This is a genomic window from Actinomadura luzonensis (genome assembly GCF_022664455.2).
Classification (GTDB): Bacteria; Actinomycetota; Actinomycetes; order Streptosporangiales; family Streptosporangiaceae; genus Nonomuraea; species Nonomuraea luzonensis.
Map to the genome: position 1 here is coordinate 918,721 of NZ_JAKRKC020000001.1, position 25,249 is coordinate 943,969.

26 protein-coding genes are annotated in these 25,249 nt (G+C 72.2%); 11 read left to right on the forward strand and 15 right to left on the reverse strand.

Annotation, left to right across the window (positions count from 1 at the left end):
* Positions 1 to 22 precede the first annotated feature (22 nt).
* Both MF672_RS04305 and MF672_RS04310 read right to left on the reverse strand, forming a co-directional pair.
* The gene (locus tag MF672_RS04305) at positions 23 to 742 is read right to left on the reverse strand and encodes an MBL fold metallo-hydrolase (RefSeq protein WP_242372622.1); all 720 of its coding nucleotides are present in this window, start codon (positions 740 to 742) and stop codon (positions 23 to 25) included.
* A 52-nt stretch (positions 743 to 794) separates the two neighbouring features.
* Positions 795 to 1,469: a DUF6758 family protein gene (locus MF672_RS04310; RefSeq protein ID WP_308210461.1), complete on the reverse strand. Its 675-nt coding sequence runs from the start codon at positions 1,467 to 1,469 to the stop codon at positions 795 to 797.
* Positions 1,470 to 1,495: 26 nt separating this feature from the next.
* Between MF672_RS04310 and MF672_RS04315 the strand changes: the two genes are divergently transcribed.
* Positions 1,496 to 1,891, forward strand: a complete 396-nt coding sequence (locus tag MF672_RS04315) for an NUDIX hydrolase (RefSeq protein ID WP_242372631.1) — start codon at positions 1,496 to 1,498, stop codon at positions 1,889 to 1,891.
* Here the strand turns inward: MF672_RS04315 and MF672_RS04320 are convergent.
* Positions 1,880 to 4,798 carry a hypothetical protein gene (locus MF672_RS04320; protein WP_242372635.1) on the reverse strand — a complete coding sequence of 973 codons (2,919 nt, stop codon included), beginning with the start codon at positions 4,796 to 4,798 and terminating at the stop codon, positions 1,880 to 1,882. The genes MF672_RS04315 and MF672_RS04320 overlap by 12 nt on opposite strands.
* Positions 4,799 to 5,227: 429 nt before the next feature.
* The gene (locus tag MF672_RS04325; protein WP_242372638.1) at positions 5,228 to 6,154 is read right to left on the reverse strand and encodes a CPBP family intramembrane glutamic endopeptidase; all 927 of its coding nucleotides are present in this window, start codon (positions 6,152 to 6,154) and stop codon (positions 5,228 to 5,230) included.
* Between the two features lie 165 nt (positions 6,155 to 6,319).
* Here MF672_RS04325 and MF672_RS04330 point away from each other — a divergent pair, with 165 nt between their 5' ends.
* Together MF672_RS04330 and MF672_RS04335 are read left to right on the forward strand one after the other, a co-directional pair.
* Positions 6,320 to 7,039 (forward strand): hypothetical protein, encoded by a 720-nt coding sequence (locus tag MF672_RS04330; protein ID WP_242372639.1) that lies wholly within the window; start codon positions 6,320 to 6,322, stop codon positions 7,037 to 7,039.
* The gene (locus MF672_RS04335) at positions 7,036 to 7,581 is read left to right on the forward strand and encodes a DUF6529 family protein (RefSeq protein ID WP_242372641.1); all 546 of its coding nucleotides are present in this window, start codon (positions 7,036 to 7,038) and stop codon (positions 7,579 to 7,581) included. The genes MF672_RS04330 and MF672_RS04335 overlap by 4 nt, the downstream gene beginning before the upstream one ends.
* On the opposite strand, the gene MF672_RS04340 is transcribed toward MF672_RS04335, so the two are convergent.
* A complete protein-coding gene (locus MF672_RS04340; protein WP_242372642.1) occupies positions 7,571 to 8,503 on the reverse strand; it encodes an HpcH/HpaI aldolase/citrate lyase family protein in 933 nt (310 codons plus the stop codon). The genes MF672_RS04335 and MF672_RS04340 overlap by 11 nt on opposite strands.
* Positions 8,504 to 8,525: 22 nt before the next feature.
* On the opposite strand from MF672_RS04340, the gene MF672_RS04345 reads away from it, so the two are divergent.
* Genes MF672_RS04345 through MF672_RS04355 form a run of 3 tightly spaced genes read left to right on the forward strand, consistent with a single transcriptional unit; the run spans position 8,526 to position 12,462 of the window.
* Positions 8,526 to 9,782, forward strand: a complete 1,257-nt coding sequence (locus tag MF672_RS04345) for a DUF3696 domain-containing protein (RefSeq protein ID WP_242372643.1) — start codon at positions 8,526 to 8,528, stop codon at positions 9,780 to 9,782.
* Positions 9,772 to 10,737, forward strand: a complete 966-nt coding sequence (locus tag MF672_RS04350; RefSeq protein ID WP_242372644.1) for a hypothetical protein — start codon at positions 9,772 to 9,774, stop codon at positions 10,735 to 10,737. Before MF672_RS04345 ends, MF672_RS04350 begins: the two co-directional genes overlap by 11 nt.
* Before the next feature lie 9 nt (positions 10,738 to 10,746).
* On the forward strand, positions 10,747 to 12,462 hold the full coding sequence (locus MF672_RS04355; RefSeq protein ID WP_242372645.1) for a DUF262 domain-containing protein: 1,716 nt from the start codon (positions 10,747 to 10,749) through the stop codon (positions 12,460 to 12,462).
* 33 nt (positions 12,463 to 12,495) lie between these two features.
* Here MF672_RS04355 and MF672_RS04360 read toward each other — a convergent pair whose 3' ends face one another.
* Positions 12,496 to 13,632: an Mrp/NBP35 family ATP-binding protein gene (locus tag MF672_RS04360; protein ID WP_242372647.1), complete on the reverse strand. Its 1,137-nt coding sequence runs from the start codon at positions 13,630 to 13,632 to the stop codon at positions 12,496 to 12,498.
* A gap of 160 nt (positions 13,633 to 13,792) precedes the next feature.
* Between MF672_RS04360 and MF672_RS04365 the strand changes: the two genes are divergently transcribed.
* Positions 13,793 to 14,284: a MarR family winged helix-turn-helix transcriptional regulator gene (locus tag MF672_RS04365; protein WP_242372648.1), complete on the forward strand. Its 492-nt coding sequence runs from the start codon at positions 13,793 to 13,795 to the stop codon at positions 14,282 to 14,284.
* Here MF672_RS04365 and MF672_RS04370 read toward each other — a convergent pair.
* Positions 14,256 to 14,750 carry a DUF1003 domain-containing protein gene (locus MF672_RS04370; RefSeq protein WP_242372649.1) on the reverse strand — a complete coding sequence of 165 codons (495 nt, stop codon included), beginning with the start codon at positions 14,748 to 14,750 and terminating at the stop codon, positions 14,256 to 14,258. The two genes, MF672_RS04365 and MF672_RS04370, sit on opposite strands and share 29 nt — an antisense overlap.
* Positions 14,740 to 15,948: a magnesium transporter MgtE N-terminal domain-containing protein gene (locus tag MF672_RS04375; protein WP_242372650.1), complete on the reverse strand. Its 1,209-nt coding sequence runs from the start codon at positions 15,946 to 15,948 to the stop codon at positions 14,740 to 14,742. Before MF672_RS04375 ends, MF672_RS04370 begins: the two co-directional genes overlap by 11 nt.
* A 97-nt stretch (positions 15,949 to 16,045) precedes the next feature.
* Here MF672_RS04375 and MF672_RS04380 point away from each other — a divergent pair, with 97 nt between their 5' ends.
* Positions 16,046 to 17,011 (forward strand): EamA family transporter, encoded by a 966-nt coding sequence (locus tag MF672_RS04380; protein WP_242372655.1) that lies wholly within the window; start codon positions 16,046 to 16,048, stop codon positions 17,009 to 17,011.
* Positions 17,012 to 17,071: 60 nt separating this feature from the next.
* Here the strand turns inward: MF672_RS04380 and MF672_RS04385 are convergent, their stop codons facing one another.
* From MF672_RS04385 to sigE, 5 genes are all read right to left on the reverse strand, one after another.
* Positions 17,072 to 17,452: a hypothetical protein gene (locus MF672_RS04385; RefSeq protein ID WP_242372656.1), complete on the reverse strand. Its 381-nt coding sequence runs from the start codon at positions 17,450 to 17,452 to the stop codon at positions 17,072 to 17,074.
* On the reverse strand, positions 17,452 to 17,814 hold the full coding sequence (locus MF672_RS04390) for a sec-independent translocase (protein WP_242372657.1): 363 nt from the start codon (positions 17,812 to 17,814) through the stop codon (positions 17,452 to 17,454). Before MF672_RS04390 ends, MF672_RS04385 begins: the two co-directional genes overlap by 1 nt.
* Positions 17,815 to 17,942: 128 nt before the next feature.
* Positions 17,943 to 18,938: a S1C family serine protease gene (locus MF672_RS04395; protein ID WP_247815158.1), complete on the reverse strand. Its 996-nt coding sequence runs from the start codon at positions 18,936 to 18,938 to the stop codon at positions 17,943 to 17,945.
* Between the two features lie 919 nt (positions 18,939 to 19,857).
* Entirely contained in the window at positions 19,858 to 20,379 is a 522-nt protein-coding gene (locus MF672_RS04400) for an anti-sigma factor family protein (protein WP_242372660.1), read from the reverse strand.
* A gap of 1 nt (position 20,380) precedes the next feature.
* On the reverse strand, positions 20,381 to 21,013 hold the full coding sequence (sigE, locus tag MF672_RS04405) for an RNA polymerase sigma factor SigE (protein WP_242372661.1): 633 nt from the start codon (positions 21,011 to 21,013) through the stop codon (positions 20,381 to 20,383).
* A 173-nt stretch (positions 21,014 to 21,186) separates the two neighbouring features.
* Between sigE and MF672_RS04410 the strand changes: the two genes are divergently transcribed.
* Complete coding sequence (locus tag MF672_RS04410) at positions 21,187 to 21,825, forward strand: O-methyltransferase (RefSeq protein WP_242372663.1); 639 nt, start codon at positions 21,187 to 21,189, stop codon at positions 21,823 to 21,825.
* Positions 21,826 to 21,846: 21 nt separating this feature from the next.
* Here the strand turns inward: MF672_RS04410 and MF672_RS04415 are convergent, their stop codons facing one another.
* Positions 21,847 to 23,256, reverse strand: a complete 1,410-nt coding sequence (locus tag MF672_RS04415; RefSeq protein ID WP_242372664.1) for a leucyl aminopeptidase — start codon at positions 23,254 to 23,256, stop codon at positions 21,847 to 21,849.
* Between the two features lie 80 nt (positions 23,257 to 23,336).
* The gene (locus tag MF672_RS04420) at positions 23,337 to 23,504 is read right to left on the reverse strand and encodes a DUF3117 domain-containing protein (RefSeq protein WP_020545024.1); all 168 of its coding nucleotides are present in this window, start codon (positions 23,502 to 23,504) and stop codon (positions 23,337 to 23,339) included.
* A 181-nt stretch (positions 23,505 to 23,685) separates the two neighbouring features.
* Here MF672_RS04420 and MF672_RS04425 point away from each other — a divergent pair, with 181 nt between their 5' ends.
* A complete protein-coding gene (locus MF672_RS04425; protein ID WP_242372665.1) occupies positions 23,686 to 24,462 on the forward strand; it encodes a PaaX family transcriptional regulator in 777 nt (258 codons plus the stop codon).
* Positions 24,459 to 25,235 carry an enoyl-CoA hydratase-related protein gene (locus MF672_RS04430; RefSeq protein WP_242372666.1) on the forward strand — a complete coding sequence of 259 codons (777 nt, stop codon included), beginning with the start codon at positions 24,459 to 24,461 and terminating at the stop codon, positions 25,233 to 25,235. The genes MF672_RS04425 and MF672_RS04430 overlap by 4 nt, the downstream gene beginning before the upstream one ends.
* Positions 25,236 to 25,249 lie beyond the last annotated feature (14 nt).

Genomic DNA, 25,249 nt, shown 5'->3' on the forward strand with positions numbered 1-25,249 from the left:
GCACTGCGACGGGCCCGGTCACCTACTCGTCGCCCGAGCCGAGCTTGATCCCGGAGATCCTGGTGCCGTCGGTGAGCGGGCCGTCGTCCTCGCCGCCCTCGGTCTCGGTGCGGGTCAGCGAGCCCGACACCCAGTCGTCGAAGTGCGGCTCGAGGTCGCCGACCGTGACCTCGTCGCCGTGGGCGGCCAGCACCCGCGTCTCGGGCGGCAGCGTGAACAGCCGCCCGCCGATCGAGGTGAGCTGGTCGGCGAGCGCCGGGTATTCGCCGCCCAGCTTGCCGGGCCCGTCGGCCTGCAGGGCCTTGCCGGTGAACACGGCCCCGAGCGCCTCGCAGTAGAGCGACACGCCGCCCGGGGTGACGCCCGGCGTCTCCATGACGTCGAGCTGGACGTCGGCCACCTCGAAGACGCCGTCGTCCTCCATGTCGATGTCGGGCCAGGTCTCGGACCAGGTCTCCCGCCACAGGGGCTTGTCCTTGGGGTGCAGGGCCACGACGGCCTCGTCCCTGCTGGCCACCTCGATGGCCGCGGAGACGTGGTCGGGCAGGCCCGCCGTGCAGATGACGGCCAGCACCTCGCGCTCGCCCACCTGCTCCATGATCTTCTCGGCGTCACGGGACGGGTCGATGACGATCACCTCGTCGTCGTCGCCTATGACCCAGGTGTTGTTCTCGACCTTGTGCTCGGTGCCGTCGAGGTCGACGACGCCCTCGGTCACCACTCGCTCGATACGCGCTGTCACGCCTCCGAACTCTAGCCCGTCTGCCTGACAGCGCGAATCGCCTTCGCGTGTCCTAGTCCTCTAGGCGCGGCGAGAACGCGCCGAAGGGCACGTCGAGCTCGTGGTCGCGGGCGTCGATCAGCGACAGCTCGGCCAGCGCGATCATGCAGCCGGCGTCGGCCGGCCAGCAGATCGTCCACAGCCAGTTGCCCATCGCCTCGCCCGCGTAGACCGCCCGGTCGCTCTCGCCGTTCACGCACCACAGCGGGGCGGGGTGCCCGGCCACCTCGATCTTGGCGTTCGGCGGGCCCGCGTCGAACCCGTTGCCGGGGTCGGGGCCGTCCAGGCCGGAGAAGGCGGCGCCGAGCCCGATGCCCGGCTCCTCGGCGATGATCAGCAGGTCGGCCGGCCCCTCCATCAGCGACGGCCCGGTGAGCGCGACCACGCTGGCGCGGGCGCCGCTGCGCTGGTCGCCCACCTCGGCGAAGCCGGTGACCAGCCAGCCCGCGGGCAGCGGCCACGGCAGCCAGACGGGCACCACCGAGCTCTTGCGCATCGCCTCCAGGGCCTCGCCGGTCGGCGGCCGCGGCGGCTGGTACGGCAGAACGTCGCCGTGCGTGCCGCATCGGTACGCGCTGGACCAGGCGCTCGGGCCGTGAAGCGGACCAAAACACCGTGGGCAGGTTGGAGACGCTCTCACACCTACCCACGGTGCTTTCTCGGGTGCTGCCCCGTCAAGACCGCTCACCGTTATCCCGTCGTAATCTTGGTCAGGTGCGGGTAAATTGTGTCGGCGCGATCATCATGGACGCCGCCGGGCGGCTCCTGCTCGTGAAGCGGGGGCACCCGCCCGGCATGGGCCTGTGGTCGGTCCCCGGAGGCCGCCTGGAGGCCGGCGAGAGCGACGAGGCGGGCCTGCGGCGCGAGGTCCTGGAGGAGACCGGCCTGCGCGTCGAGGTGGGCGCGCTGGCCGGCCTGGTCGAGCGGCCGGGGCCGGGCGGCGTCACGTACGTGATCCGCGACTACCTCGCCACCGTGACCGGCGGCACGGCGGCGGCCGGTGACGACGCCGCCGAGCTGCGCTGGTGCGCGCCCGGCGACCTCGCCCGGCTGCCGCTCACCGAGGGCCTGCTCGACGCCCTCACCGGCTGGGGGGTGCTACCGGCTTGAGGTGAGGCTGGAGGTCCACAGGATGAGGTGGTCGGCGTCGTACGTGGTGGACCGGCCGAGCGCCACCACCTCCGACCCCGACACCGCCACGGCGGTGAGCCACTGCGCCCCCGGGCCGGCCAGCCGGTCCTTGGTGAGCGACATGCGGTTCCAGGTGAGGCCGTCCTGCGAGGTCCAGGCCGCGCTGTCGCCCTCGCCCGGCACGCCGTGCCAGCCGACCGCCACCAGGCCCTCGGCGGCGGCCGCCAGGTCGTACACCGCCGCCGCCTGGTCGGCGGGCAGCCAGGACGTCTCCCAGCTCTCGCCGTCGTCGGCGGAGACGGCGGCGAAGGCGCGGCGGGAGCCGCCGACCTGCGCCGTGCCCATCGCCACCAGCTTGTCCTGGTAGACGGTGATCCGGCGGAGCCCGGCCGACGTGGCGCCCGGCGGGGTCACGCGGGGGCGGGAGCTCCAGTTGAGCCCGTCCTCGGAGTACCAGACGACGCTGTTCTCCCGGTCGGCCGGCCCGGCGCCGCCCACCGCCACGAACCCGTCCGCCGTCGCCGCCACGTCGTGCACCCGCACGCCGGAGCCGCCCTGCGGCAGCTTCTTCGAGCGGGTGAACTTGCGCAGGTCGGCGGTGAACCACACGGCCGCGCCGCCGCCGCCCGCCTGGTCGGTGTCCTGCCCGGCCAGCACGTAGCCCTTCTTGCCGGCGGCGACCACCTGCGTCTCCAGCGCCGGGTGGTCGGGGCGGCGGGACAGGTCGCCGGTCGCGTTGACCCGCCGCCAGCTCTCGCCGTCGGAGGAGGTCACGAGCAGGGGGTCGGTGACGCCGACGTTGGTCTCCGTGCCGCCGACCGCGAGCCAGCCGCGCGCGCCGTGGGCCACGTCGTCGAGGCGCTGACGGCCGGGGCCGCCGAGGCTCATGGACTTCCAGCTCGCCCAGTCCTTGATCGTCCACAGGCCGGCGTCGCCCGAGGCCGAGCCGACGGCCACGTACCGGCCGCCGAAGCTGGTCAGGGCGCTGGTCTCGCGGGCGATGCGGGTCAGGCCCTCGACGCCGCCGAGCGGCACGCGGGCGGCCTGCCCGCGGGCCGGCGCGGACATCAGCACGATCTCGTTGTCCACGTCGGAGGCCGCCTGGTCGCCGCCGGCGAACAGGGTGCCACCGTCGGAGATGGTGAAGCCGCGCAGGGTGGCGTTCGGCAGGTTGCCGAGGTCGGCCCGCTTGGCCCACTCCTTGCCGTCGGACGTGGTCAGCACGGCGTAGCGACCGAGCCCGGCCTGCGCGACCGCCGCCACGCCCGTCCGGTAGGAGACCAGCGACTCCACGCCGACGCTCTCGCCGCTGAGGCCGCTGATCGAGCCGCACTGCGACCAGTCGTCGCCGCTCGCGGAGCAGTAGACGCGGACGTCGCCCTCGATCGTGCGCTGGCGCGTCGGCACCAGCACGAACCGCTTGGGCAGCACGCCCAGCGTCCCCGCGCGGGGCATGGCCTCCGGGAGCAGGAAGTCCGTGACCTGCCAGGTGCGCCCGCCGTCGGCCGACCGGACAACCCGCGAACCCTCGCCCTCCGCGGGTTGCCCGATGGCCACGACGGTGTCGCCCTTGGCGACCACGGCCTTGATCTCCCGGATCTGCAGGCCCGTCGTCCCGACCCGGTCCCAGGCGCGGCCGTCGGCCGAGTGCCACGCCGCGGGGCCGGGAGCGCCGTCGTCCCCGGTGGTGGTGCCGACCGCGACGAAGCCCGACGCGGTGCGCGCGATGTCGGCGATCTGGTCGCCGACCCGAAACGCGGTCAGGGCGGTGGCGGGGACGGCGTCCCAGCTGAAGCCGTCGGTGCTGGTCCACAGGCCGCGCGCGCCGGTGCGGAGGTCGTCGCCGCTGGCCAGCCAGCGCCCGCCGCCGCCCACCACGCGCTGCACCGTGGGCGTGGAGGCGCCGTTGACCTGGCCGAGCTGCCACGTCTTGCCGCCGTCGGGGGAGAACAGGAACAGCGGGCGCGGCGTCGGGTCGGTGATGTCGCTGCCGACGGCGACGACCGCGCGGCCGACCGAGGCCATGTCGTTGAGCTTCTGGTTGACACCGTCGCCGGCGGCGGGGACGGTGAACAGCTCGTCGCCGGAGCGGCCGGTGCCCGCCTCCAGGCGCAGGCCCTGCGGCTCCTCGCCGGCCCACTGCCAGACGAGCACCCCGGTGGCCACCAGCAGGGCGGCGGCGACGGTGAGGACGACCGGCGTGGCGCGGCTGCCCCGGCGGACCGGGCTGGACCTGCGGACGGCGGCCGGGGCCGGGCCGCGGTGGTGGCGGCCGCTCGAACCCTGGGGGCGGGCCGGGCCGCTGGCGACCAGCAGGTCGGGGCGGGTGGGGCGGCCGGCGGGGGGCCGGCCGACGCGCCGCACCTCGGGCTCGCCATCGCCGCCCTGCCCGTCCTCGCGGCGCTGCCCGCCCTCGCCGCCCTGCCCGTCCTCGTGACGCGGCCTGTCCTCGTGACGCGGCCTGTCCTCGCGGCGCTGCCCGTCCTCGCCGTCCCGGGTCGCCCTGCCGGCGGGGTCCTCGGGGGCGGCGGTGCCGTCGGCCGGGACCACCAGCCGGTACGGGACGGTGGACGCGTCCCGGCGGGTGACCTCCTCGGCCTCCTGCCCGGCCTCCTCGGCGCGGGCCCCGCCCTGGTCCTGCCGCACGGGCTCCTGGTCCGGCGGAACCGGCTCCTCCGGCCGGCGCGTCTCCTGCGCGGGCCGGTGGGTCTCGGGCGGCGTCCTCGGCGGGCCGCTGGCCACGAGCTTGTCGGGCCGGTTGACGATCCTGCGCGGCCGGCGGCGCGGCTCGGCCTCGGGCTCGGCGGTCGGCGAGCTGTAGGGCCGGCGCCCCTTGGGCGGCTCCGGCGGCTCGTCGCCGGGGACGGGCGCCGCGAAGGGCGGCATCCCCCATGGTGACGTCAGGGGTAAGCCCCTGGCCCGGTCGTCGGTGGGGCCGGGCGGGGAGTGGCTGATCCTCGGCTCTGGAGAAGAGTGCGGGTCGGACGCCCCCTCGGGCCGGGGGTCGTCGTCACCGGGCGGTCGCCGTGGCGGTTCGCTGGGGCCGGAGGCCACGCGCCGTACCTCCTAGTCGAACTAGTCGTACGGGAACGGTCACCGTACGGGACCGTTCCAGGAAGGATGTCCGTCCTTATGCGCTTATTTCGAGCTTCTCTGTTCTCACCCGACGAAGTATCACACGCGCCAACCCTTACCCCGCCGGACCGAAACGATCACCTCCGGGAGACCCTCGCCGTCCCACAGGAACCAGAGCAGCACGAATGAGCGCGGATGGCGAGACCTCTCTAGCGAGATTCCCCGAACCTCTGGCCTGATTTATCCAGAAATAGTGGCTATTGACCGCTTTTTGGCCAGATACAAAACGCCGAATCCGTACACCAGGAATTGCACCGCCGTCCCCGTCAGCGACTGCCAGGGCACCGCCACCTCGCTCTGGTTCAGCGACTCCTGAAGGTCGCCCGCCGCCGCGCTCAGCCCGAACGCCAGCACGTTGTTCAGCACGTGCAGCGCGATCGCCGCCTCCAGCCCGCCGGTGCGCACCGACAGCCAGCCCATCACCGCGCCGAAGGCGAACACGTCGGCCAGCCCCAGCCACGAGTAGCCGTGCAGCGAGGCGAACAGCGCGGACCCGATCACGATGCCCCACACCGGGTTGCGCACGTGCGCCCCGACCGCCTGGAGGAACCAGCCGCGGAAGACGTACTCCTCGGCCGCGGCCTGGAACGGCACCAGCAGCAGGATCACCACGAACACCGGCAGGAAGGCACCCCAGCCGACCCAGTCCACCATGTCGGCGTCGGCCCCGGTCAGGGTCAGCGCCAGCCACTGCGCGGCCTGACCCAGCAGCAGCGCCACCACCGCGAGCGCCGCGCACCGGGCCATCCAGGCCCAGCGCAGCCGCCCCGCGACGGACGACAGCGTGCCCGGCCGGCGCCGCTGCACCAGCGCCGCCGTGCCGATCACCAGCAGCAGCACCGGCGCGATGGACATCAGCGTCATGCCGAGCCCGAACGGCGTGCCCTCCGGCAGCCCGGTGGCCGGGTCCACCGGCGAGGGCAGGCCGAGCAGGGCCGCGACCAGCACGCACCCGGCGACCACCACGAAGCCGATGACGAAGAACCCCACCGCGATCAGCAGCGTGCCGGTGATCGAGCGCCAGGGCCGGGTGGCCTCGTTCCTCGCGAGATGGTCGAAGCGGGCGCCCCCGGGCGTCGGCAGGAACCAGGACCGCTGCGGCGGCACGGGCGGGTACGGATATTGTGGCTGCGGCGGGTACGGGCCCCCGTACGGCCCAGGGTTGTCCTGCATCCCTCCATTCTGTCCACCTGATGCGCAATAGTTCACAGACGGATCGCTGTTTTAGGCGGATGCTCTCAGTCGTAGGCACTTCGACCCTGGGAGCAGTCCATGTCAAGGCTGGGACCTGTCATCACCCTCGCGGCGGGAGCCGTGCTCGCCGCGGGGCTCGGTGTCGCCAGCGTCAACGTGACACCGGCGGCGAACACCGCGGCCGGCGGCGGCACCGTCACCGAGGCGCCCGCCGCCCCGGAAGAGAGCACCCCGCCCGCGGAGAGCACCGAACCCGCGGAGCGGAACACCGCCTCCCCCGAGCGGACCGAGGCGGACGACAAGATCGGCAAGGCCGACTACGGCGGCTACGTCAAGGGCAACGGCGGCCTCATCGCCATCTCGATCAGGAGCGGCAAGGCCGTCGGCTACTTCTGCGACGGCCGGGCCGAGGCGTGGTTCAAGGGCAGCCAGTCGGGCGACTCGGTCAGCCTGACGGGCGTCAGGAACGGCAAGGTCACCGCCGCGCTCGGCGGCGGCAAGGCCACCGGGCAGCTCGCGCTCGGCGGCCGCAAGTGGAGCTTCGTCGCCGCCGCCGTGCGCAAGCCGTCCGGCCTGTACCGGGCCACCGCGCTGGTGCGCGGCGCCCAGTACCGCGCCGGCTGGATCCGGCTGAAGAACCCGGACGGCAGCTACACCTCGGTCGGCGCCGCCGTCGAGGGCGACAACCCCGTGCCGGTGCCCAAGCTGAACGCCGACGAGCCGACCGCCCCGCTGACGGTGGACGGCACCACGATCTACCCGAAGGACGTCGACGGTTTCATCCAGGAGATGTCATGACCGCCATCCACCGGCCGCCCGCGCGCGGCCTGACCCCGTTGCTGGTGCCGCTGCTGCTCGGCGGCCTCGTGGTGCTCGCGCTCGGCGTGTACGGCCGCGCCCACACCCCCACCGGCCACGCCGTGGGCGTCGCCGGCTTCTCCGCCGCGCTGCCGATGAAGGCCTGGCTGACCACGGGCGCGCTGGTGCTGGCGGTCGTGCAGGTGGTCTCGGCGCTGTCGATGTGGGGCAAGCTCGGGATCGCGATCCCGCCCGCCGTGCACCGCTGGTCGGGGCGGCTGGCGTTCCTGCTCACGATCCCGGTCGCCTTCCACTGCCTGTACGCCCTCGGCCTCCAGTACGACGTGCCCCGCGTGCTCGCGCACTCCCTGCTTGGGTGCTTCTTCTACGGCGTGTTCACCGCGAAGATGCTGGCCCTGCCCAAACGGGACACGCCGGGCTGGACGCTGCCGGTGCTCGGCGGGCTCGCGTTCACCGCGCTGGTCGGGCTGTGGCTGACCTCGGCGTTCTGGTTCTTCACCGCCGTGGGCGTCAAGGTGTGAAGCTCTTGGTCCTGCTCAGCCCGGCCGCCCGCCCCTTGGCGGCCACGACGAGCGCCATCTTCCTGGACGCCTCGTCGATCATCTCGTCGCCCAGCATGACCGCGCCGCGCTTCTCCACGGTGGTGTAGTACTCGTACGCCTCCAGGATGAGCTCGGCGTGGTCGTAGTCCTCCTGCGCCGGGGAGAACACCTCGTTGGCCGCGTCCACCTGGGAGGGGTGCAGCACCCACTTGCCGTCGAAGCCGAGCGCCGCCGAGCGGCGCGCCACCCGCCGGAACCCCTCGACGTCCCTGATCTGCAGGTAGGGCCCGTCGATCACCTGGAGGTCGTGGCTGCGGGCCGCCATGAGCAGGCGCATGAGGATGTAGTGGTAGGCGTCGCCCTCGGTGTAGCCGGGCGGCTGCTCGCCGACGACGAGCGTGCGCATGTTGATCGAGGCCATGAAGTCGGCCGGCCCGAACACCAGCGTCTCCAGCCGCCGCGACGACCCGGCGATCATGTCCACGTTGACCAGGCCGCGGGCGTTCTCGATCTGCGCCTCGATGCCGATGCGGCCGGGCTCGTACCCCATGGCCTTCTCGATCTGCGTGAGCAGCGTGTCGAGCCAGACCACCTCGGTCGGGTCCTGCACCTTGGGCAGCATCACGCAGTCGAGGAACTCCCCGGCCCCCTCGACCACCTCGATCACGTCCCGGTAGGTCCACTGCGTCGCCAGGTCGTTGACCCGCACCACGCGCGTCTTCCCGGCCCAGTCGCCCTCACGCAGCGCGGCCACGACGTTGCGCCGCGCCTCCTCCTTGGCCGCCGGCGCGACGGAGTCCTCCAGGTCGAGGAAGACCTCGTCCACGGGCAGGGTCTGGGCCTTGTCCAGGAAACGCGGACTGCTCCCGGGCACCGCGAGAACGGAACGACGTGATCGCATGCGCTCACGCTACTGTTTCGCCATGGCCCTGCTGCGCATGGCGGTGGAGAACTACCGCTGCTTCAAGGAACGGCAGGAGATCGAGCTCCGCCCCATCACTGTCGTTCTCGGCAAGAACAACTCGGGCAAGAGCGCCCTGACCCGCCTCCCTCTGCTCCTGGAATCGGGCATCCGCACCGACTCGAACCTGCCGCTCGACCTCGACTCCCTGGGCGACGACCCGCCGGACTACCTGGATCTCGTCTACGGACGCAACGTCCACCGGGCGCTTCGCCTGGAGTTCGTCACTGACGACGAGGACGCGGTCCCGACCGAGGTGAAGGCGACGATTCAGAACGTCGACGAACGGCGCACCCAGTTTGTCCGCGAGTTCGAGATCAACACCGGCCACCATCACGCGCAGCTTGATTGGGTGGTCGGAGACGAGAGCGGCCATGACTACATGCTCACGGTGGACGGCCACGTCCCGTCCGTTAAATTGAGGCCGGCCTTCCGCGGCCTCATCCCCCTCACGCTCGAATTGCCGGAACGGCTGCGCGCGGCCCTCACTCTGCTGCCCCAGCATCTGGGGAACATCCGGTATCTCAGCTCTTATCGACAGCGCCCTTCGAGGCTGGTCCGGCTGCCTTCCCGCAGCCAGAAAGAGGTGGGTGCCGCCGGCGAGAACGCCGCCGGCATGCTCGTGGACGACCACGTCCGGGGCGGGCACGCTCTCCTGGACGAGCTCAATCGGCTGCTCGGCGACAACCTGACCGGCTGGCGGCTGGAGGTGGAGCCGCAGGGGCCGATGTACGCCATCAGCCTCTGCTCGCTGTCGAATCCGGACCTCACCGTGAATCTGCTCGACTCGGGCACCGGTGTCGCGCAGGTCCTGCCCTTGCTCGTGCAACTCGCTTACGACAGGAAGGAGCCTTCCCACACGGGCGTCCTGCACGTGATCGAGGAACCCGAACTGCACCTGCACCCCGCCTTCCATGCCCTTCTCGCGGACCTGTTCATCGCGGGGATGGACGGTGGCAGGAGCCGCTTCCTTGTCGAGACGCACAGCGAGACCATGTTGCTCAGACTCCGCCGCCGGATCGCGGAGGGCCGGATATCGTCGGGCGACGTGGCGATCTATTTCGTGGACCATGGCGAGGGCTCGTCGCGGGTGCGCCGCATCGAAGTGGATGGGCTCGGCAACCTCGACTACTGGCCGAGCGGCGTCTTCTCGGAGGATTTCGAGGAGACGAAAAAGCTGGCGGAGGCCCAGTTCGCCCGCGAGCGCGATGAGAGTTGAGCTGGCCGGCGGGGCGTTCACCGAGGACAGGTTCGAACTGATCGTCACGCTCATACGGCTGTTCGCCGAGAGCCGGCACGAATGGGTGGTCACGCCGGATCAGTTCGAGATCGTGCGCGCCTATTTCCAGGAGCATGCCCCGACCAGGGCGCAGGCGTACGCGCTCATGGCTCAGAAGGGCGCCGTCAGCCAGGCGTGGAGTGCCGGTCCCGCCACCCTGCGCCCGGTCGTTTCCGTCACCTATGACAGCATGCCCGACCACGTGGAGGACCTCACCAGGCCGGCCCGGCTCGTCGTGGAGAACCAGGAGGGCGACGGCGCGTTCGTCCTCGCTCTCGCGCATGTCTTCGAGGCCGGGCAGGTCATCCGGGCGCACGGGAACCGCTGGCTGGAGTTCGTGCAGGGCGGTGGCAGCGGCGAGGTGCCCAAGGTGGTCGCCTCCGAGGCGGCGACCTTCCGCCGCGTGAAGCGCGTGGCGTTCCTCTTCGACAGTGACCGTATGGTGCCCGGGGAGGCGTCCAAGCACGAGAAGGCGGTAGCGGCGTTGGGCGAACTGGGTGTGCCGGGACACGTCCTGCGCTTCAGGGAGGCCGAGAACTACGTACCCAACCGCGTTCTGGCCGCGATCGCCGGGCCTCGAAGAGAACTCGCCGCCCGTATCGACGCGCTGAAGAAACTTGATCCGCACCAGCGAGGGCATTTCGACTTCAAACACGGGTTCTGGGACCGGAAGAAGGCGTGCCCTGCCGTCCCCGACGCCCAGAAGGACCTGTACGCTCCGCTCCCCGATCACGTCATGGCCGCCTTACGGAACGGCTTCGGTGAAAACCTCACGGTGATCCTCGAGCGGGAGGCCAGAGCCGGGAAACTCAAGGAGGCCGACTTCGAAGCGCTCGGCCCTGAGGTGGTCGCGGAACTCAAGGGGCTGCTTGCGCTCCTGCAAGAGATCATTTAGGACGAGGTTATGGCGAGCCCACATGACGAGCACGGACTGGACGGCCCCGAGGAGTACGCCGCCCCTGGCGGCGAGATCGGCGTCCGCCCCGACGTCAACCTCCTGGAGACCTTCCTGGAGAACGTGAGGACCGGGCAGTTGCGCGTGCCGAAGTTCCAGCGTCCGTTCGTCTGGCGGCCCGATCAGATGCTGGATCTGTTCGACAGCATCGAGCGCGGCTATCCGATCGGAAGCATGCTGCTGTGGGAGACCCGCCAGGAATTGGAGAGCCTCGACCACGTCGGCGGGCTGCCCATCCCCGACGCGGCGCCGGGAAAGAGCGTGACCTACATTCTCGACGGGCACCAGCGGCTGTCCACGTTGTACGCCACGCTCTATCGACCGGCGGCCGGGCCTTCCGGCGATCCGGCCGACTGGATCTGGCACGTGTACAGAGTGCTCGGCCAGAGCGACACCCGTGCCAACCGGTACGTCCATTGGCGCAAACCCGGGCCGCCACCACCGAATTACCTGCCGGTCCGCTCGGTGCTCAGGACCCTCGATTTCCTGGCCTACGCCAGGAACCTCCTGAAGAGCCTGGACGGCAGCCCGTACTACGACGAACTGGTCGAGGAGGGTGAGCAGGTCGCCCAGCGCATCAAGTCGTACAAGGTCTCGGTGGTGACACTGCTCGGCGGGAACCTGGCCCAGGCCGTCGAGGTGTTCTCCCGGGTGAACAGCAAGGGGCAGTCCATGAGCCCCGACCAGATGGTGTCCGCGCTCACCTACAAGGGGGGCGGGGAGAGCCTGGCCAACAGCATCGCGGCTGTCCTGGACCGGATCGCGGCCGAAGGGTTCGGCGAGATCAACTCGACGACCGGCTTCCGCGCCGTCCTGGCCGTCGCCGGCGAGGAAGAGGTGACGGGCGCGCACTGGGACGTTCTGGCCCGCCGGATGGAGGGCAAGGTCGCCCAGGCCGTCCAGGACACCGACGTGGCACTCACCCGCGCGGTGGCCTTTCTCCGGGAGCGCGTGGGGGTGCCTCTCGCCCGGCTGATCCCCTACAACAACCAGCTCATGCTGCTCACCTTGTTCTTCCACCTCCGCCCGGAGCCCTCGCCGGAGCAGGAGGAGGCGCTGATCCGCTGGTTCTGGATCACCTCGTGGGCCGGGCACTTCGCGAGCGTGAACTCCACGACCAGCAGGCAGTCCATCCAGGACATGCGGGCGTTCGCCACCGGGGAGAAGAGGCTGGCCGACTTCGCGGACGGGCAGGGCATGTTCGACTTCGCCGACCAGCGGCCGCGACCGTACCCCGACCGGTTCGATCTGCGCAGCGCGCGGGTCCGCGCCTACCTTCTGTGGGAGCTTCGCGAGTTTCCCGAACGATTCACCGCAGGCGGGAAGCCCTACCTCGCCGTCGAGGCGATCCGCCGGCTTGATTCTGCGGCGTTCCGGAGGATCTCCAACAAGGCGGGCCTGTCCAACGGCTCCAATCCGGCCAACCGCATCGTGCTGGAGGTGACGCCGGGGATGACGGCTCGTTCGTACCTGCTCGACCAGTCAGGAGAGGGTGAGCTCGGGATAGCCCCCGACGCCTGGATCAGGCTCGGACGCGGCCATGACGAAGCCTTCATCGAGCTGCGTGCAGCTGAGCTGGCCCGCCGCGAACGGCTCTTCATCGAGTCGATGGGCGCGGTCGCGCCACCGGCGGTCGCGGCCGATACGGAGATCGACACCGAGTAGGGCCCGGCCCCGGGCCCCACTCGGGTAGGTCGATCAGCGGCGGGGGGCCAGGCCGAGCTGGAGGCCCTTGAGGCTGGAGGAGCGCTTGCCGAGGCCGGTGGCGATCTTGCGGAGCTCGGCCGCGGCGGGCGAGTCAGGGTCGGTGAGGACGAGCGGCTTGCCCTCGTCGCCGCCCTCGCGCAGCCGCATGTCGATCGGGACCTGGCCGAGCAGCGGCACCCGGGCGCCCAGGATGCGGGTCAGCGCGTCGGCCACGGTCTGGCCGCCGCCCTCGCCGAAGACGGAGATGCGCTCGTCGCAGTGGGGGCAGGGCAGCCAGGACATGTTCTCGATGACGCCGGCGATCTGCTGGTGGGTCTGGGCGGCGATGGAGCCGGCTCGCTCGGCCACCTCGGCGGCGGCCATCTGCGGCGTGGTGACGACCAGGATCTCGGCGCCCGGCAGCCGCTGGGCGACGGAGATCGCGATGTCGCCGGTGCCGGGCGGCAGGTCGAGCAGCAGGACGTCGAGGTCGCCCCAGTAGACGTCGGCCAGGAACTGGTGGAGCGCCCGGTCGAGCATCGGCCCGCGCCAGACGACCGGCGTGTTGCCCTCGGGCTTGAACATGCCGACCGAGATGACCTTGATGTCGTGGGCCACCGGCGGCATGATCATGTCTTCGACCTTGGTGGGCTTCTCGGCGGCGCCCAGCATGCGCGGGACGCTGTGGCCGTAGATGTCGGCGTCGACGATGCCGACCTTGAGCCCGCTCGCGGCCATGGCGGCCGCCAGGTTGACCGTGACGGAGGACTTGCCGACCCCGCCCTTGCCGCTCGCCACCGCGAGGACGCGGGTCAGCGAGCCCGGCTGGTTGAACGGGATCTCCTTCTCCGGGCCGCGGTCGCCGCGCAGCTTGGTCTGCAGGGTCTTGCGCTGCTCGGGGCTCATGACGTCGAGCTCGATCTGGACGCCGGTCACGCCTTCGACCTTGGAGACGGCGGTGGTGACGTCGCGCGTGATGGTGTCGCGCATCGGGCACCCGGCCACGGTGAGGTAGACGCCCACGCGCACCGCGCCGCCCGGGGCGATCTCGATGCTCTTGACCATGCCGAGGTCCGTGATCGGACGGCGGATCTCGGGGTCGATGACGGTGGACAGAGCCGCCGTCACCAGTTCCTGGGTAGGTGCCATCGAAGTCTCGGCACGAGGGAGTGCCGTCCCTCCTTTGTCGGTATATGTGTGACAGGCGCTGGACGCCAGCGAGGATGCCCCTCCATGGTATGAACCGGCGGCCCCGCTGAGTTAATCCGTGCTGTTAGATGTCTGTGCAACAACGTCCTAAGGTTACTCCGTGACTCTTCTGCGCGACGAGGGCCTGACCGCCGAGGAGCTGGCGGTCTGGCGGATGTTGCAGCGCGCCCAGGTGCGCATCACCCGCCGCCTGGAGGCGGAGCTGCTCGTCGCCCACGATCTGCCCCTGGCCTCGTACGAGGTGCTCATGCAGCTCGCCGAGGCGCCCGGCCGGCGGCTGCGGATGAACGACCTGGCCGACCGCGTCCTGCTCTCGCGCAGCGGCCTGACCAGGCTCATCGACCGGCTGCAGCGCGACGGGCTGGTCACCCGCGAGGCGTGCGCCGACGACGCCCGCGGCCTGTACGCGGTGCTGACCGACGGCGGCGCGGCCCGGCTCGCCGACGCCACGCCCACCTACCTCCGCGGCATCAGGACGCAGTTCCTCGACATGCTGGGCAGCGGCGAGATCGCCCAGATCAGGGCCATGCTCGCGCGCCTCGACGCGCCCGCGCCCGGCGGGTCTAGCGCACCGGGCGGCGCCGCTCCTTGACGTCGGCGTCCTGGAGCTCCTCCAGCAGCCGGCTCAGCTCCGCGCGCAGGTAGTCGCGGGTGGCGACCTCGTTGACGGCCATCCGCAGCCCGGCGATCTCGCGCGTGAGGTACTCGATCTCGGCCCGGTTGCGGTCGGCGGCCTCGCGGTCGTGCTCGTACTGGATGCGGTCGCGGTCGTCCTGGCGGTTCTGGGCCAGCAGGATGAGCGGCGCGGCGTAGCTGGCCTGGAGCGAGAGCATGAGGGTCAGGAAGATGAACGGGTACGGGTCGAACTTCAGCCCGGCCGGCGCGGCTGTGTTCCAGATCACCCAGACGGCCACGAACACCGTCATGTAGACGATGAACCGGGCCGTGCCGAGGAAGCGCGCGATGCGCTCGGACAGCCGGCCGAACGCCTCGGGGTCGTAGTGCGGGCGGAGGGTGCGGCGCAGCTCGCGCGGCTGGTCCAGGCGTTCAGCGGTCACGGTCGTCCCTTTCGCGCCAGTCCTCGGGCAGCAGGTGGTCGAGGACGTCGTCGACGCTCACCGCGCCGACGAGCCTGCCGAGCTCGTCCACGACGGGCGCCGCGACGAGGTTGTAGTTGGCGAGGTACGAGGTGACCTCGATGAGCGTGAACTCGGGCCGGATCGGGTCGATCGACGGGTCGAGGACCGCGCCGAGCAGCGTGGACGGCGGCTCGCGCAGCAGCCGCTGGAAGTGCGCCACGCCCAGGTAGGTGCCGGTCGGCGTCTCGGTGGGCGGGCGGGCCACGTACACCTGGGCCGCGACGGCGGGCGTGAGGTCCTGCTGGCGGATGTGCGCCAGCGCCTCGGCCACCGTGGACGTCGGCGGCAGGATGACCGGCTCGCTGGTCATGACGCCGCCCGCGCTGTTCTCGGGATAGATGAGCAGCCGCCGCACCGGGGCGGCCTCCCCGGGCTCCATCAGCGCCAGCAGCTCGGCCGCCTGCTCGTCGGGCAGGTCGTGCAGCAGGTCGGCGGCGTCGTCCGGGCCCATCTCCTCCAGGACGTCGGCGGCCCGCTCGGGGTCGAGCGTGCCGAGGATGCCGATCTGGTCGTCGGGCGGCAGCTCCTCCAGCACGTCGGCGAGGCGGTCGTCGTCGAGCGCGCGGGCGATCTCGACGCGCCGCTTGGGCGGCAGGTGGTGCAGCGCGCTCGCCATGTCGGCGGCGCGCATGGACGCGAACGCCTCGATCAGCCCGGCCGCGCCCTGGTCCTGCTGGAGGGTGTCGAAGCCGGTCACCTCGGCCCAGTCGACCACCCGGGGGTCGCGCCGCCTGCGCCGGTAGACGGCGACCTTGGTGATCTCCCAGGTGGACGGCTTGATCTCCTCCATGGCGGCGTCGTACACGGTGACGGGCTCGTCGCCGACGCGCACGGTGAGGTCCAGCATCTCGCCGACGACCAGCGTCTCGGTGGCGCGCTGCTCGAACCTGCGCATGTTGATGCGGCCGGTGAAGACCACGGCCCCGGCCTCGATGCGGCGGACCCGGGTGATGGGCAGGAAGACGCGGCGGCGCGGCTGCACCTCCACGACCAGGCCGTGGACGTTGGGACGGCGGCCGGCGCGCAGGCCCGCCACGACGTCCCTGACCCGGCCGATCTGGTCACCGGCCGGGTCGAACACCGGGGTCCCCGGCAGCCGGGCCACGAAGATCCTCACGTGGTCAGGCTAACAGCGCCGTTCCGTTGCGCCAGGTGAGGGCGACATGTCAGTATCGAACCCATTAAACGGTGATTACGGACTTGGTGGGTGCTGGATGAGGTATGCGGGGCTGGCGCTCGCGTTCGTGTCCTCGTGCTGTTTCGCGTTCTCCGGGCCCATGGCCAAGTACCTCATCGCGGCCGGGCTGGCCCCGATCGAGGCGGTCTGGACGCGGATGGCCGGCGCGGGGCTGCTGCTGCTCGCCGTGCTGGCCGTGCTGCGGCCGCGGGCGCTGCGCATCCCGCGCTCCCGGCTGCCGTTCTTCGGCCTGTACGCGATCATGGCGGTGGCCGGGGTGCAGTCGCTCTACTTCGTGGCCATCACCCGGCTGCCGGTCGGGATCGCGCTGCTGCTGGAGTTCATGGCGCCGGTGATGGTGGTGGCCTGGGTGCGGCTGGTGCGCCGGGTCCGGCTGGCGCCGGCCGCCTACATCGGGGCCGTGGCCGCCGTCGTCGGGCTCGCGATCGTGGTCGAGGCGTGGCAGGGCATGCGGCTGGACGCGCTCGGGCTGCTGCTCGGCCTGCTGGCCGGCGCCTGCTGCGCGGGCTACTTCATCATGAGCGACAGCTTCGGCGACGACGTGGACCCGCTCGGGCTCATCGCCTGGGGCATGGCGGGGGCGGCCGTGGTGCTGGTGCCCTTCGCGCGGCCCTGGAACATCCCCTGGAGCGCCTTCACCGCCACCACGACGCCCGCCGAGGGCGGGGTGAGCCTGCCGGTGCTGGGGGCGTACCTGTGGATGGTGGTGGTCGCGACGGTGGTGGCGTACATCCTGGGCGTCAACGCCGTGCGGCGGCTGTCGGCCGCGGTCGGGGCGACGGTCGCGTCGCTGGAGGTCATCGGCGGCGCCGTGGTGGCCTGGGGGCTCGTGGGCGAGACGCTCGGCGTGTTCCAGATCGTCGGCGGGCTGCTGGTGCTGTCGGGCGCGCTGCTCGCGCAGACCGCGACCGCCTCCGCGCAGCCGGCCCCGCCGCCCGAGGCGGCCCGCGTCACTCTGGACGGGGTCAGCTCCCGGAGCTGACGGTCAGGCCCCGGGCGTACGCTCGGGCCCCGGGCGGCTGGTCAGGACCCCGGCGGCCGGTCAGGACACGGGCGTGAGGCGGAGCACGACGGAGTCGCGGGCCCAGCGCTCGGCCAGGTGCTCGGCGTCGCGGGCGTTGAGCCGCTCCTTGGCGAGCGCCGCCACCGCGCCGGCCTCCCGCGCCTGGTCGACGACCGACACCGCGGCCTCGAACTCGACCAGCCGCGCCCCGTTGTCCTTGCTGCGCAGCGTCACGCGCACCCGGTCGAGCGCGTCGAGCCCGGGCAGCGCCTGCTCCTCGCCGCCCGTCACGAGATGGATCGCGCCGTCGTGCCAGACGTGCCAGGCCAGCCGGGGCCCGCCGGCGAGCCCGAGCCACAGGACGCCCGACTTCTTCGCGCCCTCCTCGACGGCCGGCGCCACAAGGGGCTCCACGGCCATCAGGTGGCCTCGGCGTCGTACGGCGGGAGCTCGCCGTAGCCCAGCTCGTCCACGACCGGCTCCGGCGTGTACGGAGCCGCGGCGGACTCCAGCTCCTTCGGCTTGTCGTTCCAGGTGTCCTCGAGGTCGTCGAGGAGGTGCTTGCGGACGAACGTGCGCGGGTTGAGGTCGGCCGGGTCGAAGTTCTGGAACTCCGGCCCCAGCCCCGCCCGCAGGTCCTCGCGCGCGTTGTTGGCCATCCTGCGCAGGTTGCGCAGCGTGCGGCCGGCCTGCGCCGCGGCCTGAGGCAGCTTGTCGGGGCCGAAGACCAGCAGCGCGAGGACGACCAGCGCCGCTATCTCCCCCCACCCGAGTCCGAACACCGTGAGCTCCTACCGCAGTCAACGCCTCCGAGGACAACCCCGGCCTATCCACAGACTAAGGGCTCCTGTGCACAGCTAGGAGCCCCGCCCGCCTCCCGGGTGCCGCCGCGCCCGCCGGGGAGGGGTGGTCAGGACGGCGACGGGGCCGGCTCGTCCTCGGCCACCACGGTCAGCGTCGCGGTGCGCTCCTGGCCGGCACGCTGGTACTTGATGGTGATCTTGGCGCCGGGGGCCTTGCTGCGGATCAGCGCGATCAGCTCGTTGCCGTCCTGGAGCGCCAGGCCGTCCATCTCCAGAATGACGTCACCGGCCCGCAGCCCCGCCTTGTCGGCCGGGCCGCCGGGGGTCACCGGCTGCTGGCCGCCCACGCTCGCCGTGGAGATCTTCACGCCCTGCCCGCGGTAGTCCTTCTCCAGCACGATGCCGATCTTCGGGCGCTTGGCCCGACCGGTGCTGATCAGCTCCTCGGCGACCCGCCGCGTCTGGTTCACCGGGATCGCGAAGCCCAGGCCGATGCTGCCGCTCTGGCTGGTCGTCGACCTGCTCAGGGTGGCGATCGCGGAGTTGACGCCGACGACCTCGCCGCGCGTGTTCACCAGCGGGCCGCCGGAGTTGCCCGGGTTGATCGCGGCGTCGGTCTGGATCGCGCTGATGTAGGCGGGCTCCTCGGAGCTGGCGCCGGTGTCGTCGCCCGCGATGACCGGGCGGTTGAGCGAGCTGACGATGCCCGTGGTCACCGTGCCCGTCAGGCCGAGCGGCGAGCCGATCGCGATGACCGGGTCGCCCACGACCACCTGGTCGGAGTTGCCGAGCGTGATCTCCGGCGTGCCGAACGTCTCCTCCGGCTTCACCACGGCGAGGTCGGAGCCGGGGTCGCGGCCGACGATGCGGCCCTTGGTGGTCTTGCGGTTGTTGAACTGGATCTGGATCTCGCCGCCGCCGGCGGCCAGGGAGACCACGTGGTTGTTGGTCACCACGTAGCCGTTCTTGATCAGGAAGCCGGAGCCGGAGGCGCCCTCGGTGTTGGAGCCGTTGCCGACCTCCAGGGACACCACGCTCGGCAGCACCCGCGCGGCCACGCCCGCGATCGAGCCCGGCTCGCGGCTGGCGGCGCCGGTGGGCACCGGGCCGAGGCTGTAGGAGGGATCGGTGCCGCCGGAGGCGGCGGGCCTGGTCAGCAGGTACGTGCCGACGCTGCCGAGCCCCGAGGCGACCAGGGCGACGGCCAGCGCGATCGCGATCAGCGCGCCGGTGCCGGGACCGCGGCGCGGTCCGGCCGCGGCGGTGGCGCCGGGGGCGGCGGGCCCAGCCCGCGCCCATGCCGAGCGCTTGGTGGGGCGGCGGCGGAGGCGGCGTGCCCCCTCCCCCGTACGGCGGGCCGCCCATGGGCCCGCCCGGCCCGCCGGACCCCTGACCGCCGGGGGCGCCGAACGTCGGTCCGGTCATCGTGTCGCCGAACCCGGCGTCGCCGTACCGGCTGCCGCCGAACGGGTTGTCACCATACGGGTTGTCACCGCGCGAGCTGTCCCCGGCGTCCCCGTAGGGCGACGGGCCGCCGTCGGGCCTGCCGAACATGGGGCTCTCGTACTGGCGGGTGCCGTTGTCGGGCTGGACGGGTCCGTAAGAGGGCCGCGGCGGGTTCTCCTCCGGCGAGGAGGCGGCGCGCGCCCCGTAAGGGGACTCGTACGGGGACTCGTACGGGGACCCGTACGGCGGCGGCCCCGCCGGCTCGGCGGACCGGCCGGACGGGTCGCCCCAGGAGGTGCCGCCGAAGGAGGCGGGCGGCTCAGGCCGGCCGCCCGGCGCCTCTGCCGGGTGGTCGGCGGGCAGGAACTCCGGCCGCCCCTGTGACTCGGGGTAGTCCGACGGCGTGCGTCCTTCGTTGGGGCGCTCGTCGGTCATCTACGTCTCACCACTCCTTGGCTCGGCCGCCGCAATCGTCGCTTCTGCGGCATACGAGGGTTATAAGGACCCGAACCCAGATCGTATGCCCCTGCCGTGCGCGGCTACGCCAACCTCGGCCATCTCCGGCATATCAGGACGTCACGGAGTGGCCACCGACGGAGCGCCCGTCGGCGAGTGCTGGATTTTGTACAGCTCCACGGGCGGCGTGGAGGTGTCCTGGCCCGCGCCGGACACGGCGAAGAACGTGCCGAGCGCCACGGCGGCCGAGACCACGCTCACCGCGACGTAGGCCGTGCGCCGCCTACCGCCACGGCCGGGGCCCGAACCCCCGCCAGTGGCGTCCCTGCGCGGCCGGTTGTCCAGCGGGGCGATGCTGTGCGGGCCCGGGATGGGCACACCCCCGAAGGTACGGGAAGGGAAAGGGCGCTCCCTCGGCGGCAGCGGCCCGCCCGGCTCCGCCATGCGGAGCAGGGACATCGTGAGGTCGGCGGGCATCGCCGGCCCGTCGAGCGAGCGCAGGCGCGACTTCAGCGCGCGCACCGACTCGACCTCTGCCCTGCAGTCAGCACAGAAGGTCAGGTGGGCCAGCGCACGCTCGCGCTCATGGTGGCTGAGCTCTCCGTCGACCAGCGCCGAGACGCGTTCTCCAAGATGAGCCATGTCAGACTTCCTCCCCACGGATCACGGTCGGGGGGAGTTCGGTGGTGCGGGGCGCCCGGTGTTCGAGGGCCTCCCGCAACTGCGCCCGGCCACGATGGATACGGCTTCGGACCGTACCCAGCTTGACGCCGAGCGTGGCCGCGATCTCCTCGTAAGACAGGCCCTCGATGTCACACAGCACGATCGCGGCCCGGAACTCGGGTGCGAGCGCGTCGAGGGCGGCTTGGATGTCGGGCTCCAGGTGCGCGTCGTCGAACGCCTGCGCCGGCGACGGCTCCCGGCCGCGAAGCCGCTCGGCGGCGTCGTCGGCCAGCCCCTCGAACCTGATGCGCTGCTTGCGGCGCGCCATGTCGAGGAAGAGGTTCGTCGTGATCCGGTGCAGCCACCCCTCGAACGTGCCGGGGGTGTAGCTCGACAAGGACCTGAAGACCCGGACGAAGACCTCCTGCGTGAGGTCCTCGGCGTCGTGGACGTTGCCGGTCAGCCGGTACGCGAGCCGGTACACGCGCGCGGAGTGCGTCCGCACGACTTCCTCCCATGTGGGAGGCGTCCAGTCAGACGACACGGGAGCATCCGTCTGGTGGTCGCTCTCGTCCACCAGAACTCCTCTCTCTGGGACCACCGCTATCGCCATAGTGCCTGGTTTCGTCCCTTCGTGCGCACTGCCTGCCTTCCGGACCGGCAAAGCCCGTTTAAACCTGCAACGCCTCGGGACCCTCCTGAGTTCCCGTCCCGGCGTGTCTCCCCTAGGCTGCGATCGGTGCCAATCACGCGGACCAATCGCACGAAAGTGGGGGGAGGCGGCCGATGACCGATCAGGTGGAGGCCACTCTGGCCTATGCGGAGCAGTTCCACCAGGAGGACGAGCTGCTGCACGCGGCGCGGCAGCGCGGGCTGGAGATGGGCGCCACGCCCATCCTTCCCGGCGCCGGGGCGGCGTTGTGCTTCCTCGCCACCGCGGTCAACGCCAAGGCGGTGGTGGAGATCGGCACGGGCTGCGGCGTCTCGGGCCTGTGGCTGCTGCGCGGCATGCGCGCCGACGGCACGCTGACCAGCGTGGACGTCGAGCCGGAGCACCAGCGGCTGGCGCGGCAGGCGTTCGCGGAGGCGGGCTTCTCCGGCGCGCGGGTGCGGCTGATCTCCGGCCGGGCGCTCGACGTGCTGCCCCGCCTGTCCGACGGCGGCTACGACATGGTGTTCGCCGACGGCGCGAAGCAGGAGTACGCCGACTACCTGGCCGAGGCCGTGCGCCTGCTGCGCGTGGGCGGCATCGTGGCCTTCGACAACATGTTGTGGCACAACCGGGTGGCCGACCCCGCGCAGCGCGACCCCGACACGGTGGCGCTGCGTGAGCTCGGCAAGCTGGTGCAGTCGGACGAGCGGCTGCGCTCGGTGCTCATGCCCCTCGGCGACGGCCTGCTGGCCGCCGTCAAGGTGTCGGCATAGAGGATCCGGCGGGAGGCCGCCTCATCCGCGGGTCAGCCACTCCAGCAGGACGCGCACGCCGAACCCGGTGGCGCCCTTGGTGAGCGTGCCCTCGTCCACGGTGCTGCGGCCGACGCCGGCGATGTCGAGGTGCGCCCACGGCCGCCCGCCCGCGAACTCGCGCAGGAACAGCGCCGCCGTGATCGAGCCCGCCCCGAACCGCGACCCCGACTCGACGTTGGCGAGGTCGGCCACGGCCGACTCCAGCGCCGGCGTGTAGTCCTCGACCAGCGGCATCCGCCACAGCCGGTCGTCGCTCGCCTGCCCGGCCGCGACCAGCCGCGCCGCCAGCTCGTCGTCGGAGGCGTAGACCGCGCCCACGCTGCGGCCGAGCGCGACGGTGATGGCCCCGGTGAGGGTGGCGATGTCCACCACCGCGTCGGGGTCGAGCACCGCGTCGGCGTAGGCGAGGGCGTCGGCCAGCACGAGCCGCCCCTCGGCGTCGGTGTTGAGCACCTCGACCGTGCGGCCGCCGTAGTGGGTGATGACGTCGCTGGGCCGCTGCGCGGTGCCGGAGGGCATGTTCTCGGCGGCGGCGACCAGCCCGGTGACCCGCACCGGCGCCTTCAGCTCGGCGAGGGCGCGGAGCACCGCGATGACGACGGCGCCGCCCGCCATGTCGGTCTTCTGCGTCTTCATGTTCTCGGTCGGCTTCAGCGACAGGCCGCCGGAGTCGAACGTGATGCCCTTGCCCACCAGCACCACGTGCCGGGCCGCGGGCCGCTCGGGCTCGTAGGAGAGCTGGATGAGCCGGGGCGGGCTGGCCGAGCCCTGGCCGACGGCCAGGATGCCGCCGAAGCCCTCGGCGCGCAGCCGCTCCTCGTCCCACACCCGCACCGGCAGGCCGGTCTCGGCGGCCCGCTCGGCGAGCCAGGCGGGGTTCTTGACCGAGGAGGGCGTGTTGGCGAGGTCGCGGGCCAGGGCCACCGCCTGGGCCGTCACCCGGGCACGGTCCAGCGCCGCGGGGTCGCCCCCGGCGAACTCCAGCGCCGCCACGGCCTTGCGCCCGGCGCCGCCGATGCGGAAGCCGTAGGAGGCGAGCAGCGCGGCCTCGGCGAACGCGGCGAGGTCGCCGTCCGGGGGCACCACGGTCAGCGTGTCGCGGCCCTTGGCCCGGCGGGCGAGGGTGGCGCCGGCCTTGCGCAGGGCCCGCGGCGAGCCGTCGCCGACGCCGTAGAGCAGCACCCGTCCCACGCCTCCCCCGCGCGCGACGGGCACCTCCACGATCTCCCCGGCCTCCCCCTTGGCCTCGTAGTGGCCGAGCAGGTCGCGTACGGGCAGGTGGAGCCGCACGTCGTACGCGGGGGCGAGGTCGGAGGCGTAAGGGACGGCCAGCAGCTCGGCGTCGTCGGGAACCTCGGCGACCACCGAGGCAGTGGTCTCAATGGGCACGGGAAATCTCTCCTCGAACGTCAGCGACCCTGGCGCCGGTGTACGCCAGGGTCGTGGAACAGGTTGTCTATCGGGAGCGCTCAGCCGACGACGTTCTTCAACGCCTCACCGAGCGCCTTGGCCTCGTCGGCGGAGATCTCCACGACGAGCCGGCCGCCACCTTCGAGCGGGACCCGCATGACAATGCCGCGCCCTTCCTTGGTGACCTCGAGCGGACCATCGCCGGTCCGCGGCTTCATCGCCGCCATGCGTGCATCCCTTCCTGCCTTGGGCTCCCGCGGCCCGCGATTTCCGACCTCCCAGGAGGGGTGGTCGGCGCATTCACGTCTTCTGTGATGTCCTATTCTCCCGCATCGAGAGCGCTCATGGGTAACGATCTCCTCCCAGAATGCGTTGTCGGGGCGTGCGATGACGGCCAGACTGGACTGCGTGCACGCTCGCGCCGCTCTGTTCGATCTCTACGGAGACCACCTGCGCCCGCGCGGTGGGCAGGCGTCCGTGGCCGCGCTCGTGCGGCTCATGAAGCCCCTGGAAATCGCGGCTCCCGCCGTGCGGACGGCGGTCTCGCGGATGGTCCGGCAGGGCTGGCTGCGCCCGATCAGGCTTCCGCAGGGCGCGGGCTACGGCCTGACGCCGAAGTGCGCGCGCCGGCTGGACGAGGCCGCGCTGAGAATTTACCGAGCGGGGACGCTCCCCTGGCACGGCCGCTGGCACGTCGTCGTGCTGGGGCCGGTCAAGGAGCGGCCGCGCCGCGAGCGGCTGCGGGCCGAGCTGGCCTTCCTCGGCTACGCCGCGCTGTCCGAGACGACCTGGATCGGTCCACGCGCCGCCGCCGAGCTGGACGCGCTGCTGGCGGCCGAGGGCCTGCGGGCCGACCGGTTCGAGGCGGCGCTCGACGGCGACCCTCAGGAGCTGGTCGCCCGGGCCTGGGATCTGGCCGCCATCGGCGAGGCGTACGAGCGCTGGCTCGCCGAGGCTGTCACGCTGATCAGCACGCTGCCCGAGTCGGCCCCGGACGACCAGGTCTTCGCCGCCCGCAGCAGACTCGTGCACGGCTGGCGCAACTTCCTGTTCCGCGACCCCGGCCTGCCGTCCGAGCTGCTGCCGGCCGGCTGGCCGGGCGAGAAGGCCAGGGTCTACTTCGAGCAGGAGGCCGCCCGGCTGCTGCCCGCAGCCGCCGCGTTCGTCGACAGGGAGCTGAATTGATCCGCTACGACGTGGCCGACGCCGTCGCCACCATCACCCTCGACCGTCCCGACGCGATGAACTCGCTGACCGCCGAGGTCAAGCAGGCGCTCCTCGACGCGCTGCGGCGCGCCGCGGACGACCGGTCGATCAGGGCCGTGCTGCTGACCGGCTCGGGCCGGGCCTTCTGCGCGGGCCAGGACCTTCGCGAGCACGCCGACAACCTGGAGGCGGGGCGCGGCCTGGCCGACACCGTGCGCCTCCACTACAACCCGGTCGTGGAGCTGCTGGCCACCATGCCGAAGCCGGTGGTGGCCGCGGTCAACGGGGTGGCGGCGGGCGCGGGGGCGTCCCTCGCCTTCGCCTGCGACCTGCGGGTGGCCTCGGAGAAGGCGAAGTTCGCGCTGGCGTTCGCGGGCATCGGGCTCGCGCCCGACTCCGGCGCGTCGTGGACGTTGCAGCGGCTCGTGGGCCTCGGCCGGGCGGCCGAGCTGCTGCTGCTCGGCGAGCCGCTGGACGCCGCCCGCGCGCTGGAGCTGGGGCTCGTGACGCGGGTGGTGCCCGCCGACGACGTGCTGAAGACCGCGCACGAGCTGGCGGTGCGGCTCGCGCAGGGGCCGACGCTGGCGTTCGCGGCCACCAAGCGGGCCCTCGCGCACGCCGCCGCCCACCCGCTGAGCAGCGCGCTCGCCCTGGAGGCCGACCTCCAGGACGAGTGCGTGGCCACGCGCGACCACCACGACGCGACGCGAGCGTTCCTCGCGAAGCAACGCCCGGCATTCAACGGGGAGTGATCGGGGTATCGCCC

Bases quoted from the DNA above. Each gene is read 5' to 3' on its own strand.
- MF672_RS04320 (WP_242372635.1), bottom strand. From the start codon at position 4,798: ATGCCGCCCTTCGCGGCGCCCGTCCCCGGCGACGAGCCGCCGGAGCCG.
- MF672_RS04330 (WP_242372639.1), top strand. From the start codon at position 6,320: ATGTCAAGGCTGGGACCTGTCATCACCCTCGCGGCGGGAGCCGTGCTC.
- MF672_RS04335 (WP_242372641.1), top strand. From the start codon at position 7,036: ATGACCGCCATCCACCGGCCGCCCGCGCGCGGCCTGACCCCGTTGCTG.
- MF672_RS04340 (WP_242372642.1), bottom strand. From the start codon at position 8,503: ATGCGATCACGTCGTTCCGTTCTCGCGGTGCCCGGGAGCAGTCCGCGT.
- MF672_RS04345 (WP_242372643.1), top strand. From the start codon at position 8,526: ATGGCCCTGCTGCGCATGGCGGTGGAGAACTACCGCTGCTTCAAGGAA.
- MF672_RS04350 (WP_242372644.1), top strand. From the start codon at position 9,772: ATGAGAGTTGAGCTGGCCGGCGGGGCGTTCACCGAGGACAGGTTCGAA.
- MF672_RS04355 (WP_242372645.1), top strand. From the start codon at position 10,747: ATGGCGAGCCCACATGACGAGCACGGACTGGACGGCCCCGAGGAGTAC.
- MF672_RS04360 (WP_242372647.1), bottom strand. From the start codon at position 13,632: ATGGCACCTACCCAGGAACTGGTGACGGCGGCTCTGTCCACCGTCATC.
- MF672_RS04380 (WP_242372655.1), top strand. From the start codon at position 16,046: ATGAGGTATGCGGGGCTGGCGCTCGCGTTCGTGTCCTCGTGCTGTTTC.
- MF672_RS04385 (WP_242372656.1), bottom strand. From the start codon at position 17,452: ATGGCCGTGGAGCCCCTTGTGGCGCCGGCCGTCGAGGAGGGCGCGAAG.
- MF672_RS04400 (WP_242372660.1), bottom strand. From the start codon at position 20,379: ATGGCTCATCTTGGAGAACGCGTCTCGGCGCTGGTCGACGGAGAGCTC.
- sigE (WP_242372661.1), bottom strand. From the start codon at position 21,013: ATGGCGATAGCGGTGGTCCCAGAGAGAGGAGTTCTGGTGGACGAGAGC.
- MF672_RS04410 (WP_242372663.1), top strand. From the start codon at position 21,187: ATGACCGATCAGGTGGAGGCCACTCTGGCCTATGCGGAGCAGTTCCAC.
- MF672_RS04420 (WP_020545024.1), bottom strand. From the start codon at position 23,504: ATGGCGGCGATGAAGCCGCGGACCGGCGATGGTCCGCTCGAGGTCACC.